We start from the raw sequence: 17,799 nt of genomic DNA on the forward strand, positions 1-17,799 counted from the left end.
CCTTCTGGTTTTCGCGGATTGTGGAGGCGCACCCCGTGGTTGACCATGCGCGCATGTGCCAAGAACTTGATCCGACGCGCCAGGCCAGGAGTGACGGAGGATGACCACGCCAAAGACGGTCATCGCCACCTGGCTGCTGGGGGTTGCCGCGCAGTTCGAGCGTTTGGGTATCGATCTCGCCGAATTGGGCACCGGCATGCCCGCCGGTATTGCGCTTGCGGCGCCGACACGGCAACTGCAGCTGGTCCAGGTCCGGCGCCTGTGGCAGCGCGCCGCTGCCCTGAGCGCTGACCCGCTATTGGGACTGCGTGTTGGCGCAGGCCTTCCATTGCAGGCCATGAACGTGCTGGCCCTGGTCGTGATGCACAGCGCGAGCCTGCGCGATGCGCTGGGCTATTGCATCCGCTACCAGCAATTGATCAGCAACTCGGGCCGTTTCCGGCTGGGCGCTGTGCCAGGAGGGACCCGCATGATGTACCGCATCACGCCTTGCCCAGTCCCAATGCATCCGGCGCAGGTCGATTCACTGTTCGCGGGCTTCCTGGCCATGCTGTACCGTTGCGTGCCCAACGGCCAAAGACCCTCTCTGGTCGCGTTGCCTGGCACTGACCCGGCGCAGTCGGCGGCCTACGAGCAATGGCTCGAATGCCCCGTGGCGCTGGGAACGCCGGAGATCTTCATGGAGTTCGACGCCGCGGCGCTGGATGCACCCTGGCCCGCTGCGGACCCGAGCCTGCTGCGCTTGCTGCTTGGCCGAGCCGACGCGCAGCGCCAGGCACAGGGCCGATCGGACGCACTGGTCGACCAGGTTCGCGCGGCAGTTGCCGCACAGGGCTATGCGCAGGCCCGGTGCGAGAGCGTGGCGCGCTCGCTGGATCTCAGTGTACGCACATTGCAAAGGCGACTGGAGCAGTGCCACACCAGCTTCCGGCAGGTGGTGGAGGCAGCACGCATGACCGAAGCCGTGCAGCTGCTCGCCGACACCAGCGTGCCGCTGTCGACGCTCGCCGAGCGCCTGGGCTACGCCGAGCCAAGTGCATTCTCACACGCGGTACGCGGTCACTTCGGCGCATCGCCCCGTGCGCTGCGTGCGGATATGACGAAGGCCGCGTGAGCCTGGGCTGACCAGGCCAGGTGCAAGGCCTGGCGTGAAAGGCACGACAATCTCGATCTCGGCGCTGGCGTATCGCTGGGGCTTCAACAGCAACGCGCATTTCTCGCGCATATTCAAGCGCGAATTTGACACCACTCCCAGCGAGTTCCTCAAGCGCAGAGTGCACGAGTCCATGGGAGACATAGTCGATTGACTATGTCTGCAGGGGTTATTTTGAATTGGACCGGCTCCTATGGGCAACCTAGGATCCGCGCTCAATCGATACATCCCCACGTGAAATTCCCTGATTCAACAAGTTTGGCGCCAGCCATCACTCGCATGGGAACCGGGCTGGAACTGGTGCTCGCGGCAGCTTTGATCGCCGCTGTGCTGTTGAATGTGACCAACGTCGTCGAGCGCTACATCTTCGACCGCTCGATCCCGGGCGCCGACGAATTCCAGATCTACCTGATGGTCGCATTGGCCTTCTTCGGGTCGGTCGTCGCGGCGATTCGCGGACAACACCTGCGCATGGATGTATTGGCGCGCTCGTTTCCGCGGCAGGCACAACAGATCCTGAATCGGGCGGAAGCAATGGCAACCGCGGTGTTGTGCGGCTTTGTGTGCTGGATATCCACTCACTATGCACTGCGCATGTTCCAGATCGGCACGGTCAGCGAAAACGTTCACTTTCCCATGTGGTTGCCGCATGCGGTCGTCGCCGTCGCGTTCGCAATGCTGACCCTCTTCGGCGTCATTCAGTCGGCATTCGGCGCGCCGGCAATGGTCGGCGAGGAGCACCCGGATCGACCCGTCGGCCAATCGACCTGAGATCGGGCACACACCACCGATGACGTTCGCGCTCTGCCTTCTTCCGATCGCTTTGTTGCTGTTGGGGTTCCCCATCTACCTCGTCCTGCTGGCAGCCGTCAGTACGGCGCTTGCGTTCTTCATGCAGATGCCACTTTCTGCATTGCATCAGAACCTCTTTGGTGCCGTCGACGGATATGCTTTGCTGGCGGTTCCGTTCTTCATTTTCGCCGGTGAAATGATGGGACGGGGCTCCATCGCCGAGCGCCTTGTCGGCTTCGTGGATGCCGGTGTGGGATCGGCCCGCGGCAGTCTGGCGATCACGACCGTAGGCTCCGCTGCGCTGTTCGGTGCCATCTCCGGTGTCAGTGCCGCGACGGTCGCCACGATCGGTCGCGCCATGCTGCCGGCCTTGCGCCGCGGCGGCTATCCCGACAAGTTCTCGGCTGGCCTGTTGACAGCGGTTGGGGCGATCGACATCATCATCCCGCCCAGCATCCCGATGATCGTCTACTGCGCTGCGGCACAGCAGTCGGTGCCACGGTTGTACGCTGCCGGCGTATTCCCGGGGTTGCTGATCGCCGGGCTTCTTTGCGCGTATGTCATGTGGTATGCCCGCCGCAACGGAATTGGCGGCGGCGAGCGCTTCTCCTGGCCGACTTTCCGGAAGGCGACCGTGCGTGGTGCGGGCGCGCTGGGCGCACCGGTCATCATCCTGGGCGGCATCTACGGCGGTATCTTTTCGCCGACCGAAGCCGCCGCCGTCGCGTGCCTCTACGCGATCGTCGTGGCGCGCCTGATCTATCGTGAACTCAGTTGGCGTGACATTTTGACCAGTGCGGGAACGACAGCTGTCTTCACCGGCCAGATTCTGATCATCGTTGCCTGCGCCAGTGTTTTTGGGTGGTTGCTGACAGTCAACCAGGTTCCCGCAGCCATGACGCAATGGTTGGTGGGCCTTGAATTGCCGAGCTGGAGCTTGCTCCTGGCCATCAACATCATTTTGCTCGCGGTCGGCTGTTTCATGGATCCGCTGTCGGCGATCCTGTTGCTTTCGCCGCTGCTCGTTCCGCTGGTCACGGCGATCGGCGTGGACCCGATTCACTTCGGCGTCATCGTGACGGTGAATCTTGCGATCGGGCTGTTCCATCCGCCCTTCGGAATCAATATCTTCGTCGCCCAAAGCGTGCTCAAACTCCCGCTCGAGACGATCTACCGCGGGATTGTTCCCTTCATCGCAATCTATTTGTTCGCTTTGGGGTTGATCACCTATGTCCCCGCCATCTCTTTGGCCGGCGTCAGGCTGCTTGTCAACTAGACCTCGTACGACCACAACAGGAGACTTCATTGAATCGACGCAACCACCTCAAGCAGATCGCCGCGCTGGCAGGGCTCGGCATGGCGCAGCGGCTGTATGCCCAGGGCCAGGTCATGAAGCTGTCGACCACGTCTGCCGGCGATGTGGGTGTCGACTGGATGGAGGCGTACAAAGGCAATGTCGAAGCAGCCACTGCTGGAAGGATCAAAGCTCAGGTCTATCCGGCGAGCCAGCTCGGGACCGCCCAACGCACGATCGAAGGCCTGAGCATGGGAACCATCGAATTCACCCTCAACGCTTCCGGCGTGTACGAGGGGCTGGATGCCAGGTTTGGAGCATTGTCAGTGCCCGGCGTGTTCGACAGCATCGATCAAGGCATCAAGGTTCTCGGCGACGCGGAGGCCAGGAAACAGCTTTCCGGCATTGCCGCGAAGAAGGGGGTAGAGCTGTTCACCGTTCTGGCCCATTCACAATGCAGCGTCGTCACGCGCAAGCCCGTACGCAAGCTTTCAGACTTCCGCGGGCTGAAGATTCGCGTGCCCGGATCGGCATTGGTCATGGCGCAGCTCAAGCAACTGGGCGCCAGCCCTGTGTCGATGTCGCTCGGCGAAGTGCTGCCGGCGTTCCAGAACGGTACGCTGGATGGCGTCTATGCGGGCACGCCCATTCCGTCGGCGCTGAAGTACTACGACGTCGCCAAGTCGCAGACGCTGCTGCCATCGACGTTCATCTCCATCGTCGGCCTGGCCAGTTCCACGTTTCTCAAATCCACCGGCGCGCTCGAACCCGCATTGCGCGAAGCGGTGCGAAAGACCGACGCGGAAATCGCCCCTCGCGCACTAGCCCGGATCGACGAAGCCCGGGTCGTCTGGGAAAAGGGCGGCGGCGAAATGATCCGCCTGTCGGCCGCCGATGAGAAGTCTTACCTCGACGTGACAGTTCCTGCGGCAATGAAGGAGCTCACGCCGGAAGGTCGGCAAGACTACGAAGTGCTTCGCCGCATTGCGCACAAGTACCGCTAACGCCCACTCACTCCAGGCACCGCGTCGGCGATTCACACCATGCGCGCACACGAAATTCCGCCCGGGATACTGCCTGAGCAGCGAGGCCTCTACTACGGTGGCGCATGGCATGCGCCCAAGGCAGGCCGCCATGCCGACACCATCAATCCGGCCTACAACGAGCGCATCACTTCGGCGCCCCTGGCCGACGCGACGGACGTGGACGCAGCGGTACGGGCCGCCCACACGGCCTTTCCAGCGTGGGCGGCCACGAAACCCGTCGAGCGGGGCCGCCTTCTTCGCAAGGCAGCTTCGGTCTTGCGCGAACACGCGCTTCCATTGGCACAGCTCGATTCCCTCAACAACGGCAATCCAGTTTCCGCGCTGGCGCGCGATGCGCACTTCGCCGCGGACTGCCTCGACTACTTCGCGGGGCTCGCTGCCGAGATCAAGGGCGAGACCATCCCGATGGGCGACGGCAATCTGAACTACACCCTTCAGGAACCGCTGGGTGTGGTGGCACGCATCGTGGCATTCAATCATCCCCTGATGTTCGCCGCGGCGCGCCTGGCCGCCCCACTTGCCGCAGGCAACACGGTGGTCATCAAGGCACCCGACCAGGCACCGCTGTCCACGCTTCGCCTGGCTGAACTCGTCGGTGGCATTTTCCCCGCCGGCGTCGTCAACTTCCTTTGCGGCGGGCGCGAGTGCGGCGAGGCGATGAGCCGTCATCCCCTGGTGCGCAAGATCACCCTGGTCGGCGGCGTGCCGACGGGCAAGGCCGTCATGGCTGCCGCCGCAGCCGACTTGAAGCCGGTCTTGCTGGAACTCGGCGGAAAGAATGCGCTGATTGCCTACCCCGATGCGGATCGGGAAAAGCTGGTGGACGGGATCGTCGCCGGGATGAATTTCACCTGGTCGGGCCAGAGCTGCGGCTCGACCAGCCGGGTCTTTTTGCACGAGTCGATTCACGACCAGGTCCTGGAGAAGGTCGCTGCGCTGCTGCCTCTGCGGCACAAACCCGGCGTACCGACGGATCCGCAGACGACGATGGGCTCGCTCGTCAGCCAGGCCCAGCTCGACAAGGTCAAGGGTTTCGTCCAATCGGCGTTGAGTGAAGGCGCCAGGCTGGTATGCGGCGGCAAGCAACCGGATGACCCGGCGCTGAAGCACGGGTTCTTCTACGAGCCGACGATCTTTGCCGACATGCGGCCGGACATGCGCCTGGCGCGCGAAGAGGTTTTCGGGCCGGTTATGTCGGTCTTCAAATGGAGCGACGAGGACAGCCTCTTCGAGATCGTCAACGGCGTGGATTTCGGCCTGACCGGGTCCATCTGGACCGAGAGCTTGAACACCGCACATCGGGCCGCGAAGCGGATTCAGAGTGGCTACGTGTGGATCAACAACGCCAGCCAGCATTTCATGGGCGCCGCGTTTGGTGGCGTCAAGCATTCCGGCATCGGCCGCGAGGAATGCTTTGCCGAGCTGCTGGAATTCACGTACACGAAGAACGTGAATATCAAACTCGCGTAGCGTGAACGAGTACGACTACATCATCGTGGGAGCCGATGGCCGAAACGATCTCGACAAATGTAATGGGCCAGAGGCCGGTGCGCATAAAAGAAAGTGAGATTTTTCATGAAACGTTTGTGTAGTTTGATCGTCCTGAGTTTGTTCATCGCTGGCTGCGCAAGCCCGAAGCCGCCTGCCGATCTCGTCGGCCGGGCGCTCGATGCGATGGGTGGCACAGAGGCGCTCGCCAAGCTGAAGTCCTTGAGCTTGAAAGGCACTGTCCGGCAGGCCGATCCCGAGCAGGCTTTCGAACCCGACGGCGAGTCCTGGCATACCAGCTCGGAATTCGAGCTGACCGCCGATCTGCCGGCGCAGGTCTTTCGGATCGACTGGGTGAAGAGCTACACGCTTCCCTTCCCGGTAAAACGCGCCTTCAGCGAGATCGTGACTCCGCAAGCAGGCTACGTGCTTGGCGTCGATACGATGCTGCGCAACAAGCAGAGCCTCGCCAACAATCCCCCGGCCCACGCGATGTCGGGGTTGCGGGTTGCGACGAACCAGCGTGAGTTGCTGCGGGCATCGCCCAGCCTCTTGCTGGAAATGCAGCGCCACCCGAGGGATGTGCGCGCGCGTTCGGATGTTGCGGTCGCCGGCGTCTTGCATCCGGCGCTCGACTACGCGGTCGGCCAGGTTACTTACACCGTCGTGTTCGACCCGCAGACTGCTCTTCCCATCCGAATCCGAACCATGGATCATGACAACATCTGGGGCGATGTCACCTACGACTTAGTGCTCTCGGATTGGCGGATGGTGGATGGTGTGCGCATTCCGGCGCGCCGTGTCTACGAGTTGCGCGGAAAGCCCGTGCAGGAGGTGCAACTCACGCAGTTGGCGATCAATGTTCCGATCGATGCCGCGCAATTCGAGCCACCTGCTGCGATCAAGGCCGGAGCGGCCGTCCCAGCGACCGGTCACAATCACCATCAATGGGTCATCCGCCGGCAGTTCATCGGCACGTACGTGGATTCCGACGATCCGGGGTTCGACAACAGAGCGATGTCCAGCTTGCGTCTCGATGAGGTGGCGCCGGGCGTGCAGTTCGTGGTCGGCGGCTCGCACAACAGCCTGATCGTCGAAATGAGCGACCACCTCATCGTGTTCGACGCCCCGGTGTCCGACGGCCAATCGCGCTGGACTTTGGCGGCTGCGAAGGCGAAATATCCCGGCAAGCCGGTGCGTACCCTGGTGCTGACGCATCACCACATGGACCATGCGGGTGGCCTACGGACGTACGTGGCGCAGGGCGCGACTTTGGTCGTAGGCAAGGGCTCGGCGCGGCATTTCCGGGAGGTGCTCTCGGCCTCCTTCACCCACAATCCGGATCTGGCTGCGACCGACCTCAGTCGCGCCGCCATCATGGAGGTGTCCGACAAGCAGACCTTTTCAGACGGCCGGCGTGTGGTTTCAGTGCACTTGGTGGAGAACCCGCATGCCGCGGGAATGCTGATCGGCTACGTTGCGGACCAGCGGTTGGGGTGGGTCACTGATCTGTGGCTGCCAGGGGCGCCGCTGCCACAGAAGATCACCCCCTTGCTCTCGTCGGTCGTCAACGGCGTAAAGAAAGCAGGCATCGCTCCTGTGCGCTTCGCGGGCGGGCACGGTTCAATTGCGCCATACGCACCTCTGGAGGCGCTGGCGACGGCAAACTGACATGTGCGTTGAGGCGACGCGGGCGCGACGTGGTTGAATGTTCATATGAAGTCCAAGCAGCCTGCCAGCGCCAAGATGCCATCACAACCCGAGGCACGGCCCGCGGCCGCTTCGAAGGTGGTTGCCACATGACGGCCGCGAGCAAGCGCAAGCCCCTGCCTGGGCAAGTCGTGCTGGTCCTGCAAGGGGGTGGCGCGCTTGGCGCCTACCAGGCCGGGGTGTACCAGGCGATGCACGAGAGTGGCATCGAACCCGATTGGGTGATCGGGACCTCGATCGGCGCCATCAATGCCGCGTTGATTGCCGGCAATCCTCCCGGGCAGCGCCTGGATCGCTTGCGCAAGTTCTGGAAATTTAGCGACGGCCCGGCCCCGGCTGTCGGGCCGCTGGCCTGGCTGGGCATGGACAGCTCGTTGGCGATGATGAACACGGTGATGCGCGGCATTCCGAATTTCTTCGAGCCCAACCCGGCTGCCCTGTTCGGAACGCACGCGGACGTAGGCGTCGAGGCGGCGTCGTACTACAGCATGGCACCACTGCGTGAGTCCTTGACATCGCTGATTGGCAGCGGGCAGCTGGGGCAATGCAGTACCCGTCTCACAGTGGGCGCAGTAAATGCACGCAGTGGCGAGATGCGCTACTTCGACAGTCGCCACGAGACGCTCTCTACCGACCACGTACTGGCATCCGGCGCCTTGCCGCCCGCGTTTCCCGCCGTGCGCATCGAAGGCGAGCCGTACTGGGACGGCGGCATCTACTCCAACACACCGATCGAAGCGGTGTTCGATGACCACCCGCGGCGCGACTCTCTCATCTTTGCAGTCGACGTGTGGCAGCCGGACGGGCCTGAGCCACAGTCCATCTGGCAAGTGATGGGTCGCCAGAAAGACATTCAGTATGCGAGCCGTACCCAAAGCCACCTTGCGCGGCAAGAGCAGATCCAGCGGCTGCGTCGAGTGATCCGGGAGATGGAGAAGCACGTTCCGGCCGGCCAGCGATCCGATCCCGAGGTGCGGGAGCTGGCCACCTATGGTTGCGGAGCGACGATGCACGTGCTTCGGCTGCTCGCGCCTCGGCTCGAGGGCGAGAGCCAAGCCAAGGACATCGATTTCACTGTTGCCGGCGTGCGCACCCGTTGGCAGGCGGGCTACAAAGACACGCTGGCGATGATCGAACGGGCCCCCTGGGAGGCGCCGGTGGACCTGATCGCGGGCGTGGTCGAACACTTGGGGGCCAAGCGCTGAAGGAATTGCGGCGAGTGTTGAGTCGGCCGCAAACAGGTCACACCAAGCCTCCTAGTCCACGGGGGTGTCGCGTGTACCTTCGAAGGCCGAGACACCCAGAGGCAGCGCCGACATGATGTGGGTCTTCAGGGCCAGTTGGAACGGTGAAAGCTCCTTGTCGTTGCGGCAGACGATGTAGAGGGGGATGCTCATTTCCAGGCCGGGTGTGTGCACCCGGCGGAGGTCGCCGCGGCTGAAATCGTTCGCGACGGCAGAGGGCCGAAAGAAGCAAACGCCCAAGTCGCGGCGCACGGCTTCCTTCTGCGCTTCGGGGTGCCCGAGTTCCAGCACGATGTGGCGTGAGGCGATGCCATTGGCGCGCAATTGCCCTTCCTCGAGCTGTTGTGCGACCAGGCTGTAAGTGCTGATGAACGGCAAGCGCGATATCGCGTCCCGCTCGACGCTTTCCCCCACCCATTTACTTTGGGGTGCGCTAACCAGCAGGAGCGTCTCGTTCCACAGCGGCTCGGCCGCTACGCCTTCCAGGTTCTGGTTGGGTGAGATCGTGATCACGGCGAAATCCGCGGCGCCGCTGCGGACCGACTCGAGTGCCGCCAGGGGGGTCGAAACCACGATCTGGACCCGCCCTTCGGGATTCTGAAGATAGAAGTCGCAAACGAGTGGGGGCAGCAGATAGGACCCCGCGCTCATCGATGCCGCGACCACAGCCCTGCCGGGGCCGGTCGCCTCGGCACCGGCGAGTTCCCGCTGGAGTTCGCGTGTTCTGGTGAGCACCCCCTGTGCCCACTTCAACACGCGGCTGCCCGACTCGGTCAATGCGATGCCCCGGCCTTCGCGCCGAATGAGTGCGGCACCGAGTTTTTCCTCCAGGCTTCGAATATGCGCCGTCACCACCGGTTGGGAAATGCACAGCTGGTCCGCGGCGCGCGTGATGCTCTGCAACTCGGCGACGACACAGAGAACCTCGAGCTTTTGAAGCGTCAGGTTGGAATCGAAGCCGCGCATAAGCATTTACCCCAGTGTTGATGCCAAAGCATAGTCGGTTGACTATGTCCGCGGCCAATATTTTGAATTGGACCGGCGTCAATGCGCAAACTACGATTCCCCCCGGCTCAACTCGGAGAAGCACATGACAGCGGTTTTTGATTCGAAGCAGGACTTGGTGGCACTGCTGGGGCGCATTTTTCTGGCGGCCATCTTCGTGATCACCGGATACCTCAAGATTGCCGGCTTCGCCGGCGTGACGGGCTACATCGCGAGCAAGGGACTGCCCATGCCAGCGGTTTTGGCCGGCCTGACCGTGGTGCTCGAGCTCGTGGGTGGGGCGATGATCCTGTCCGGGTGGAAGTCGCGCTGGGTCGCTCTGGTTTTCTTCCTCTGGCTCATCCCCACGTCGTTGATCTTTCATGCGTTCTGGGCGGCGCCCGCAGGGCAGGAGTCAGCGCAGCAGATCCAGTTCCTGAAAAACGTCTCGATCATGGGCGGAATGCTGTTCCTGATGGCGTACGGGCCCGGCCGTTACAGCGTCGATGGAGGCCGCTGAGAGATCATGGCGATGCGAAATGTTGACGTAATCGACTCGGACGTGCTGGTGATCGGCGGCGGGTTCGCGGGTGTCTGGGCCGCGCTGCGGGCGGCCGAATTGGGCGCACAGGTGGTCCTTGTGGACAAAGCCTATGTCAGCCGAAGCGGCGCTTCCACGATGTCGGGGGGTATCACCACCTGCCCACTTCCAGAGGATGATCTGGACAGCTGGGTCGAAGAGTTCGTCGTCAAAGGCGACTTCATGTGTGACCAGGCTTGGACACGCAAGCTGCTCGAAGGGCAGCGTCAGCGGGTGATGGAACTTGCCGAGTGGGGTGTGCCGATCGTGCGTGACGAAGAGGGAAAGATTCGCCGCTTCACGAGCCGGGGCATGGTCAAGGTGCGGGTGATGCAATACACCCCGAAACTCGCAATGGAAGCGTTGCGCCGCGAAGCCGTAAAGCAGGGCGTACGCATCATCGACCGCTTCTGCATCACTGACTTGATGACCAGTGACAACGCCTACCCCACAAGCGGAAGCATCACCGGGGCATTTGGGTTCGACGTGAAAAGCGGCGCGTGCACAGCCTTTCGGGCGAAGCAAACTCTACTTGCAACGGGCATGCTGAACATCAAGGGAATCTACAAGGTCGACAACGATACGGGTGACGGTGTGGCGATGGCCTGGAGGGCGGGCGCGCGACTGCTGGACATGGAGTTCACATTCAATGGCCACTTCTCGTTGGTCATGAAGCAGTACAACCTGGGAAGCTACAACGTTGCTGTCGCGAACGGTGCGCGCCTGGTCAACCGGCACGGCGAGCGGTTCATGGGCAAGTATGACCCGATCCGCTTCGAGCGCAGCGAACTCTCGCGCGTGGTGGCTGCGTTCGTGCGGGAAATTGCATCAGGCAATGGCCCTGTGTATCTGGATCTGCGCTACTGCGTGGAGTCTTACTGGGCCACCTTGAAGGTGCTCTCCGATGCGAGCGGCGGCACCATCTTGCTTTCTGACAAGATTCCCGATCCGCGCGTGCATCCAGTGCCCATCGAAGCCAATTGGGGCCTATGGGCCGGAGGTCAAGGCGGCATCGGCATCGATATCGATTGCCGCACCAATCTGCCGGGGCTTTTCGCCGCGGGATCCAACGCAAGGAATCCCGCCACCGGCACGCACGCAAGCGCGGGGTCGCCCACGGCATTCGCGATGAACTCGGGCTTCTTCGCCGGCGAAGCAGCCGCGCGCGAAGCTGCAACGATGGACCTTCCCGTTCTGGCAGCAGGCCAGCTTCAGGAGCTTGCGGAAAAGGCCGTCGCGCCATTGGAAAGAGCGGCGGCCGGCATCACTGTCGATTCGCTGCACGACGAACTGTCGACGGTCGCGGGCGACATTACGCAATCCATGGAGTGGAGCGAGCCAAAGCTGAAGACGATGCTGGCGCGCGCCGACAGCCTGCATTCGAAGGCCGGAGCGACCGGCGCATCCAGCGTCCACGACCTGGTGAAGCTTCACGAAGCGCGCAATGTCTGCGAGAACCTCCGCGTGGTCTATCTCAGTGCGCTAGACCGAACGGAGAGCCGCGAGTGGGTGTATCGCTCGGACTTCCCGGTCACCGACGACGACAACTGGTTCTGCTCCCACGGTATGCGCAGCACCTCGGATGGCTCGCTATTCGAGCGGCTGCCCTTTCCGCCAGGCAGTCCTGCCCTGACACGCGCCAAGCAACCTCCTCGACCCAGCCCGATCGCCGCGATTTTTGCCGGCACCTATGAGCCCTCGTTGTATGAATGAACAAGACATGCGGTCCACCCGAGTACCGGTGGCCCTGGACGCAGCGCTCTGCACCGATTGCCGGAAGTGCCTTGATGCCTGCCCGACAGACGTTTTCCAGATTAACGTCCAAAGCCAGCGAGTGGAAGCGCTCTATGCACGTGATTGCCACGTTTGCTTCCTTTGCGTGGCCGACTGTCCTGTGGGAGCAATCAAGGTGGACTGGGATGCGCCGAACCCCCGGCACCGGAGTGTCTATGACGTACTGGACATGGAACTTGTCCCTTTCGACGCACGCGCTCATGCAGATGAAGCATGACGCTCGGTTCGACTCCTTCGGTTCATTGTTTTCTGCTGAAAAAGCACGCCGCTCGAACGAAACATTTGCACGTTAAAGGTCATCTATGAATAAGCGCGATCTCCTGAAGTTCTTGGCACTGTCCGGCACGAGCGCGCCTTGGCTCGCAATGGCGCAGGACTTCCCCATCAAACCCGTAAAGATCGTGCTGCCGGTTCCCCCCGGCGGCGGAGCTGACGTCATGGGGCGAGGCCTGGCTCTTCGGCTGCAGGAAAAATGGAATCAGCCGGTCATCGTCGAAAACCGTCCCGGTGCGGGGGGCGCGATAGGCGCCGAGTATGTGTATCGTGCGGCCCCGGATGGCCATACGCTGCTGCTGACGCCCCAGGCCCCCCTGGTGACGTTGAAGCTGTTCAACTCCAAACTGGGCTTCGATCCGGATCTGCTGTCGCCGGTTTCGATTTTCATCCGCGCCAGCGCTGCGATGGTGGCCAGCGCGAAGACGCCCGCGACGACGATGCAGCAACTCGTTGCCTATGCCAAGGCCAATCCTGGAAAGCTCAACTATGCTTCCACCGGACCGGGCAGCATTGCGCAGCTTGCTGCGGAACAATTCAACGTCATGACCAAGACAAAGATGGTCGAAGTTCCCTATCAAGGCGTGGCTCCCGCCTACGTGGCGTTGCTGGCCGGCGACGTCGATGTTCTGTTCGATTCGGTGGGGAACTCGGTACAACACGTTCAGGCCGGAAAGATCAATGTTCTGGGGATGGCGACCGACAAGCGGCTCACTGAATTTCCCAACGTACCGACCATGGGAGAGTTCTTGCCCGGATTTTCCGCGCCGCTGTGGATCGGTATTGCGGCGCCTCCGAAGACGCCGACTGCGATTGCCTCGCGTATTGCAGCCGCGGTAGCCGAGGCGACGAAGCACCCTGAAATGGTCAAGATCGTACGAACCAGCAGCGTCGGAACCGATGTCATGGGAAGCGACCCCGAGCAGATGACCAGCGCAATCAGGACGGAAAGAGAACTGTGGATCAACGTCATCAAGAACTCCGGCTTAAAGGTGGCGTAGACGCCCCGGAGCTTGCTCGCGCACTGCGTCAAGTGGGCACGGACGTGGGGCCGGAAGTGCGTGAAGCGACAACGGCAATCTACAGCCGGCTTCATTCAACGCACCACGAGGCCACAGTTTCGAGAAACCTGGCTTACGGTCCGAACTCCAGGCATGCCTGCAATATTTTCGTCCCAGCCGGACGTGCCGCGGCGCCAAGGCCGATGGTGGTTTTTGTTCATGGCGGCGGTTTCACCAAGGGCGACAAGGAACTGGCCGACACTCCCTTTTACGACAACTTCGGCTACTGGGCGGCGCGGCACGATTTCATTGGCGTGACCTCGTCCTACCGCCTGGCGCCCGAATTCAAATGGCCTGCCGGCGGGGACGATGTCGAGGCGCTCTTGAAATGGCTTTGTGTTCAGGCCGACACCTATGGCGCAGACAACCGGCAGATTTTTCTGGTGGGCCATTCCGCGGGTGCCACACACGTGGCAACTTGCCTTTCCCGCCTGGATGACGACCTGCGCAAGCACGTGGCCGGAGCAATTCTCAACTCCGGCATTTACGACGTGGCGTCCGCGGCCGGCAGCAGCATCGGCGGCGTCCTTGCAGGCTATTTCGGTCCGGACGTGAGCGCCTATCCGGAGATGTCTTCGGTGCCGGCGCTTTCGGGGCTCGGCATCCCTTTGATGGTAACGGTGAACGAGCGGGAGCCGCATGAGTTCCAGAGGCAAGGGCTCGAGGCCGTGCGTGAAATTTTCCAGGCTGGTTCGCCCCTGCCGCATTTCGTGACGCTATGGGGCCACAACCACTATTCGTCCCTGCTGCATGTGGGCCTGGCGCAGGGTGACATGCTTGGCGAGCACATGCAGTGCTTCGTGTCATCGGTGCGTCATGGGCGCTCATGAAATCGTGGCGGCGACGCCGTGCTGGAACGCCTCCACAAGATAGCGCGATTCAGGAAGTGGCTGCTTGAGCAGGTCCGGCCGTTTCCGCGAAACCGCGCATAAGTTTCACGCTCTTATCGAGCGCGAAGCATAGTTGCCTGACTATGCCTACAGGCACTATTTTGAATTGGACCCGCCACCGACGCGCAAATTAATATTCCCGTCGGCTCAGTTCGTGGCAACCCATACATCGCAGGAGACAACATGAAACGACGCAACCTCGTCGCCGCCGCCGCACTTGCCATCGGCGCCCTGGCCGTACCAGCGCAGGCGCAGGATTTCAAAGGAAAGGTGATCAATATCGTGGTCGCCGCGCCTGTGGGAACCGCCACCGACGTGATCGCCCGACTCGTGGGCGGGTCGATGAGCGCGACTCTTGGCGCGTCCGTTGTGGTTGACAACAAGCCGGGTGCTGGCGGGCTCATTGCAGCCAATTATGTCAAGGGTGCCGCGGCCAACGGATTGGTCGTCTTGTTTGCTTCGGCATCGACCGTCGTCATCACTCCCTTGACCTACAAGGAAGCCCGCTACGACATCGATCGCGATTTCGAGACCGTCGGCATGATTGCCGAGACGCCCATGCTGCTTGCATCCAACCCAGGCAAGGGTCCTGCCAGCCTGGCTGCCGCGGTGGCGTCAGTGAAGGCCAAGCCGGACAGTATGACCATGGGCAATCCCGGCATTTACTCGTTCCCTCACCTGGTGGCGGAAGTGATCGACCAACTCTCGGGCGCACGCTTCAGGCAGGTCGGCATGGGCAGCGCGACGGCTGGCATACAGGCCGTCGTCAACGGCGATCTGGATGTCATGGTCGAGGGGGTTGCGTCCCTCTTGCCGATGGTTACCGCCGGTCGTCTCAAGGCTCTTGCAGTTACCGCGCAAAGAGAGCTGCCGGGGCTCGAAGGCATTCCGCTGGCCAAGGACGCAGTGCCCGATCTCGTGGTCACGGGCTGGTTCACCTTTTTCGTCCCCAAAGGCACGCCTCCTGCCCTGGTAAACCTGCTCAACTCGGCGACCAACACCGCGCTGCACAACCCACAAGTCATAGCTCAATTGCGGACGCTGGGAACTTATCCCATCGGCGGCTCGGTCGCCGAAGCCAAGACGTTCATCAAGGCGGAGAAAGTGAAGTGGGCGGCTGTGGTCGGAAAAGCTGGAATCAAGCCGCAGTGAAATCCAGTGCCAACACGTTCCCCCCCCATTTTGGTAATTCAGCAATAGGAGAAAATGATGAAAGCAGAAGCATCGGTGAAGTATCACCCCGGCATGTACGACCCAGAGACCTTTCGGGTCGAGCAATATACGACGGGCACGGTATTCGTCGCCGACACGGACGCCAGCCGAGCCAACAAGCGGGTGTTCGAGCGCCATCTGGTGGCGGAATGGGCTAGCGACATCGAGGGGACGATGGCGACGGTCCACCCCGAAGGCGCGTATCAGACGATTCCCGCCATGGGTGTAGACGTGCGTGGCAAGGCGGGTATCCGCGAGTTCTACCTCGGCCGTTTCGCAAGCTGGCCTGGACCGGCGTTGCCGTCGTTCAACCGGGTGACGGTGACCGACATCTGCATCTATGTCGAAGGCACCTTCGACATCCATTCGACCGGCGACGACTTCAAAGGGCTGAACCTCGGCGGCAAGTCTGTTTCCGTGCCCTGCATGATCGTGCTGGAATGCCGCGATGCGTTGTTGGTGGGCGAGATCGTCTACATGGACAGCGGCGCGATCAAGGTCAGCTGACCCCAACCGTCAGGCACATCGACACGGAACCATCGAATGGAAACCACGAGCCCAATCACAGTGCATGGCGCTTTCCTGGTCGCCCGCGATTACTTGCTTGCGCATCGCACCGATCAGGTGGCCGCCGCACGCGATTTTCGTTGGCCGAGGCTTGACCGCTTCAACTGGGCGCTCGACTATTTCGACGCGATGGCCAAGGACAACGAGTCCACTGCATTGTGGATCGTCAATGAGGACGGCAGCGAGCAGAAGCTGTCGTTCCGGCAGATCTCGGAGCGGTCGGCGCAAGTAGCCAACTTCCTGCGCGGGTTGGGGGTGAAGCGCGGTGATCGTATTCTGACGATGCTTGGCAACGAGGTGTCATTGTGGGAAACAATGCTGGGCGCATTCAAGCTCGGCGCCGTCGTCATTCCGGCGACCGTGTTGCTCACGCCCGAGGATCTGCGAGACCGGTTAGAGCGCGGCCGCGTGCGCCACGTCGTCGCCGGCAGCGCACACACCGGGAAGTTCGCCGGTCTGGAAGGCGATTACACGCGTGTTTGCGCCGGCGCGGTGCAACCCGGCTGGCTGCCGTTCGAGGCCTCCAGGGAGCAGCCTTCCAGCTTCGAGCCCGACGGGTCGACCCAAGCCAACGATCCTTTGCTGCTGTACTTTACCTCCGGCACGACGTCCAAGCCCAAGCTCGTGTTGCACACGCACCAGAGTTATCCGGTGGGCCACTTGTCCACCATGTTCTGGATCGGCCTGCAGCCGGGCGACGTGCATCTCAACATCTCGTCGCCGGGTTGGGCGAAACACGCCTGGAGCTGCTTCTTCGCCCCGTGGAACGCGGGTGCCTGCATCTTCATCCACAACGTCGCGCGCTTCAATGCCGCCGGTTTGCTTGCCGTGATCGAACGATGCGGCGTGACGACGCTGTGCGCGCCGCCGACCGTGTGGCGGATGGTGATCCAGGAAGACATGGCCACCTATCGCGGGCGGACCCAGCTGCGCGAACTGATCGGCGCAGGCGAACCGTTGAACCCGGAGATCATCGACCAGGTGCGCGATGCGTGGGGGTTGACGCTACGCGACGGCTTTGGCCAGACCGAAACGACGGCACAGATCGGTAACGCGCCCGGCCAGCTTGTCAAGGCCGGCTCGATGGGCCGGCCGCTTCCAGGCTACCAGGTCGCGTTGCTCGACGCCGACGGCAAGGAAAGCGAGGAGGGCGAGGTGTGCCTGCGGCTCGATCCCCGGCCGCTCGGGCTCATGACCTGTTACGAGGACAGTGCGGAGAAGACCGCCGACGCGATGCGAGACGGCTACTACCATACGGGCGATGTCGCGATGCGCGACGGCGAAGGCTACCTCACGTTTGTCGGCCGCGCGGACGACGTGTTCAAGGCATCCGACTACCGCATCAGCCCATTCGAGCTCGAAAGCGTGCTTCTCGAGCATGCGGCTGTCACGGAGGTCGCCGTCGTGCCGAGTCCCGATCCGGTGCGCCTGGCGGTGCCAAAGGCCTTTGTGACGCTTGCCCTTGGCACCGCGGCGAACGCCGAGACCGCGCTCGACATCCTCACCTACGCGCGCAAGCAACTCGCACCCTACAAGCGGGTGCGGCGCATCGAGTTTGTCAACGAGTTGCCCAAAACCATTTCGGGAAAGATCCGGCGCGTCGATCTGCGCAAGCTCGAGGCAGATCGCCGCGAGCGTGGCGCGCGGGACGCGGACGAACACTTCGAAGAGGACTTTCCGAACCTCAAGGGCTAGCCTGGACGAGATCTGC

Annotated in this window: 17 protein-coding genes; 16 read left to right on the top strand and 1 reads right to left on the bottom strand. The window is 62.4% G+C overall.

Annotated features, from left to right (window positions below):
• The first annotated feature begins 100 nt into the window (after positions 1–100).
• The 8 genes from EEB15_RS16360 to EEB15_RS16395 all read left to right on the top strand — a co-directional run bounded on the left by EEB15_RS16360 (position 101) and on the right by EEB15_RS16395 (position 8,688).
• Positions 101–1,114 carry an AraC family transcriptional regulator gene (locus EEB15_RS16360; RefSeq protein ID WP_141510940.1) on the top strand — a complete coding sequence of 338 codons (1,014 nt, stop codon included), beginning with the start codon at positions 101–103 and terminating at the stop codon, positions 1,112–1,114.
• A gap of 34 nt (positions 1,115–1,148) precedes the next feature.
• The gene (locus EEB15_RS16365) at positions 1,149–1,307 is read left to right on the top strand and encodes a helix-turn-helix domain-containing protein (RefSeq protein WP_158290133.1); all 159 of its coding nucleotides are present in this window, start codon (positions 1,149–1,151) and stop codon (positions 1,305–1,307) included.
• 80 nt (positions 1,308–1,387) lie between these two features.
• Positions 1,388–1,924, top strand: coding sequence for a TRAP transporter small permease (locus EEB15_RS16370; protein WP_158290134.1), 537 nt, complete (start codon positions 1,388–1,390; stop codon positions 1,922–1,924).
• Between the two features lie 19 nt (positions 1,925–1,943).
• Complete coding sequence (locus EEB15_RS16375) at positions 1,944–3,221, top strand: TRAP transporter large permease (RefSeq protein WP_141510943.1); 1,278 nt, start codon at positions 1,944–1,946, stop codon at positions 3,219–3,221.
• Between the two features lie 29 nt (positions 3,222–3,250).
• The gene (locus EEB15_RS16380) at positions 3,251–4,243 is read left to right on the top strand and encodes a TRAP transporter substrate-binding protein (protein ID WP_141510944.1); all 993 of its coding nucleotides are present in this window, start codon (positions 3,251–3,253) and stop codon (positions 4,241–4,243) included.
• Positions 4,244–4,282: 39 nt separating this feature from the next.
• Complete coding sequence (locus EEB15_RS16385; protein WP_141510945.1) at positions 4,283–5,755, top strand: aldehyde dehydrogenase family protein; 1,473 nt, start codon at positions 4,283–4,285, stop codon at positions 5,753–5,755.
• Positions 5,756–5,860: 105 nt separating this feature from the next.
• On the top strand, positions 5,861–7,444 hold the full coding sequence (locus EEB15_RS16390; protein WP_141510946.1) for an MBL fold metallo-hydrolase: 1,584 nt from the start codon (positions 5,861–5,863) through the stop codon (positions 7,442–7,444).
• Positions 7,445–7,572: 128 nt separating this feature from the next.
• Positions 7,573–8,688: a patatin-like phospholipase family protein gene (locus tag EEB15_RS16395; RefSeq protein WP_141510947.1), complete on the top strand. Its 1,116-nt coding sequence runs from the start codon at positions 7,573–7,575 to the stop codon at positions 8,686–8,688.
• Between the two features lie 51 nt (positions 8,689–8,739).
• Here EEB15_RS16395 and EEB15_RS16400 read toward each other — a convergent pair whose 3' ends face one another.
• Positions 8,740–9,699: a LysR family transcriptional regulator gene (locus EEB15_RS16400; protein ID WP_233259512.1), complete on the bottom strand. Its 960-nt coding sequence runs from the start codon at positions 9,697–9,699 to the stop codon at positions 8,740–8,742.
• A gap of 118 nt (positions 9,700–9,817) precedes the next feature.
• Between EEB15_RS16400 and EEB15_RS16405 the strand changes: the two genes are divergently transcribed.
• The 8 genes from EEB15_RS16405 to EEB15_RS16440 all read left to right on the top strand — a co-directional run bounded on the left by EEB15_RS16405 (position 9,818) and on the right by EEB15_RS16440 (position 17,783).
• Positions 9,818–10,231 carry a DoxX family protein gene (locus EEB15_RS16405; RefSeq protein ID WP_141510949.1) on the top strand — a complete coding sequence of 138 codons (414 nt, stop codon included), beginning with the start codon at positions 9,818–9,820 and terminating at the stop codon, positions 10,229–10,231.
• 6 nt (positions 10,232–10,237) lie between these two features.
• Positions 10,238–12,004 (top strand): FAD-dependent oxidoreductase, encoded by a 1,767-nt coding sequence (locus EEB15_RS16410; protein ID WP_141510950.1) that lies wholly within the window; start codon positions 10,238–10,240, stop codon positions 12,002–12,004.
• A gap of 7 nt (positions 12,005–12,011) precedes the next feature.
• The gene (locus EEB15_RS34625; RefSeq protein ID WP_370283662.1) at positions 12,012–12,302 is read left to right on the top strand and encodes a ferredoxin family protein; all 291 of its coding nucleotides are present in this window, start codon (positions 12,012–12,014) and stop codon (positions 12,300–12,302) included.
• Positions 12,303–12,387: 85 nt separating this feature from the next.
• Positions 12,388–13,359: a tripartite tricarboxylate transporter substrate binding protein gene (locus tag EEB15_RS16420; protein ID WP_141510952.1), complete on the top strand. Its 972-nt coding sequence runs from the start codon at positions 12,388–12,390 to the stop codon at positions 13,357–13,359.
• 56 nt (positions 13,360–13,415) lie between these two features.
• Positions 13,416–14,249: an alpha/beta hydrolase gene (locus EEB15_RS16425; RefSeq protein WP_141510953.1), complete on the top strand. Its 834-nt coding sequence runs from the start codon at positions 13,416–13,418 to the stop codon at positions 14,247–14,249.
• 243 nt (positions 14,250–14,492) lie between these two features.
• Positions 14,493–15,461 (top strand): tripartite tricarboxylate transporter substrate binding protein, encoded by a 969-nt coding sequence (locus tag EEB15_RS16430; RefSeq protein ID WP_141510954.1) that lies wholly within the window; start codon positions 14,493–14,495, stop codon positions 15,459–15,461.
• Positions 15,462–15,515: 54 nt separating this feature from the next.
• The gene (locus EEB15_RS16435; protein ID WP_158290136.1) at positions 15,516–16,028 is read left to right on the top strand and encodes a nuclear transport factor 2 family protein; all 513 of its coding nucleotides are present in this window, start codon (positions 15,516–15,518) and stop codon (positions 16,026–16,028) included.
• Between the two features lie 36 nt (positions 16,029–16,064).
• Positions 16,065–17,783 carry an AMP-binding protein gene (locus EEB15_RS16440; protein WP_141510956.1) on the top strand — a complete coding sequence of 573 codons (1,719 nt, stop codon included), beginning with the start codon at positions 16,065–16,067 and terminating at the stop codon, positions 17,781–17,783.
• The last annotated feature ends 16 nt before the right edge of the window (positions 17,784–17,799 follow it).

The organism is Ramlibacter sp. WS9 (assembly GCF_003797765.1).
Taxonomy (GTDB): Bacteria; Pseudomonadota; Gammaproteobacteria; order Burkholderiales; family Burkholderiaceae_C; genus Ramlibacter.

Coding starts and splice junctions, on each gene's coding strand:
- EEB15_RS16360 (WP_141510940.1), top strand. CDS start 101: ATGACCACGCCAAAGACGGTCATCGCCACCTGGCTGCTGGGGGTTGCC.
- EEB15_RS16375 (WP_141510943.1), top strand. CDS start 1,944: ATGACGTTCGCGCTCTGCCTTCTTCCGATCGCTTTGTTGCTGTTGGGG.
- EEB15_RS16385 (WP_141510945.1), top strand. CDS start 4,283: ATGCGCGCACACGAAATTCCGCCCGGGATACTGCCTGAGCAGCGAGGC.
- EEB15_RS16390 (WP_141510946.1), top strand. CDS start 5,861: ATGAAACGTTTGTGTAGTTTGATCGTCCTGAGTTTGTTCATCGCTGGC.
- EEB15_RS16395 (WP_141510947.1), top strand. CDS start 7,573: ATGACGGCCGCGAGCAAGCGCAAGCCCCTGCCTGGGCAAGTCGTGCTG.
- EEB15_RS16400 (WP_233259512.1), bottom strand. CDS start 9,699: ATGCTTATGCGCGGCTTCGATTCCAACCTGACGCTTCAAAAGCTCGAG.
- EEB15_RS16405 (WP_141510949.1), top strand. CDS start 9,818: ATGACAGCGGTTTTTGATTCGAAGCAGGACTTGGTGGCACTGCTGGGG.
- EEB15_RS16410 (WP_141510950.1), top strand. CDS start 10,238: ATGGCGATGCGAAATGTTGACGTAATCGACTCGGACGTGCTGGTGATC.
- EEB15_RS34625 (WP_370283662.1), top strand. CDS start 12,012: ATGCGGTCCACCCGAGTACCGGTGGCCCTGGACGCAGCGCTCTGCACC.
- EEB15_RS16420 (WP_141510952.1), top strand. CDS start 12,388: ATGAATAAGCGCGATCTCCTGAAGTTCTTGGCACTGTCCGGCACGAGC.
- EEB15_RS16430 (WP_141510954.1), top strand. CDS start 14,493: ATGAAACGACGCAACCTCGTCGCCGCCGCCGCACTTGCCATCGGCGCC.
- EEB15_RS16435 (WP_158290136.1), top strand. CDS start 15,516: ATGATGAAAGCAGAAGCATCGGTGAAGTATCACCCCGGCATGTACGAC.
- EEB15_RS16440 (WP_141510956.1), top strand. CDS start 16,065: ATGGAAACCACGAGCCCAATCACAGTGCATGGCGCTTTCCTGGTCGCC.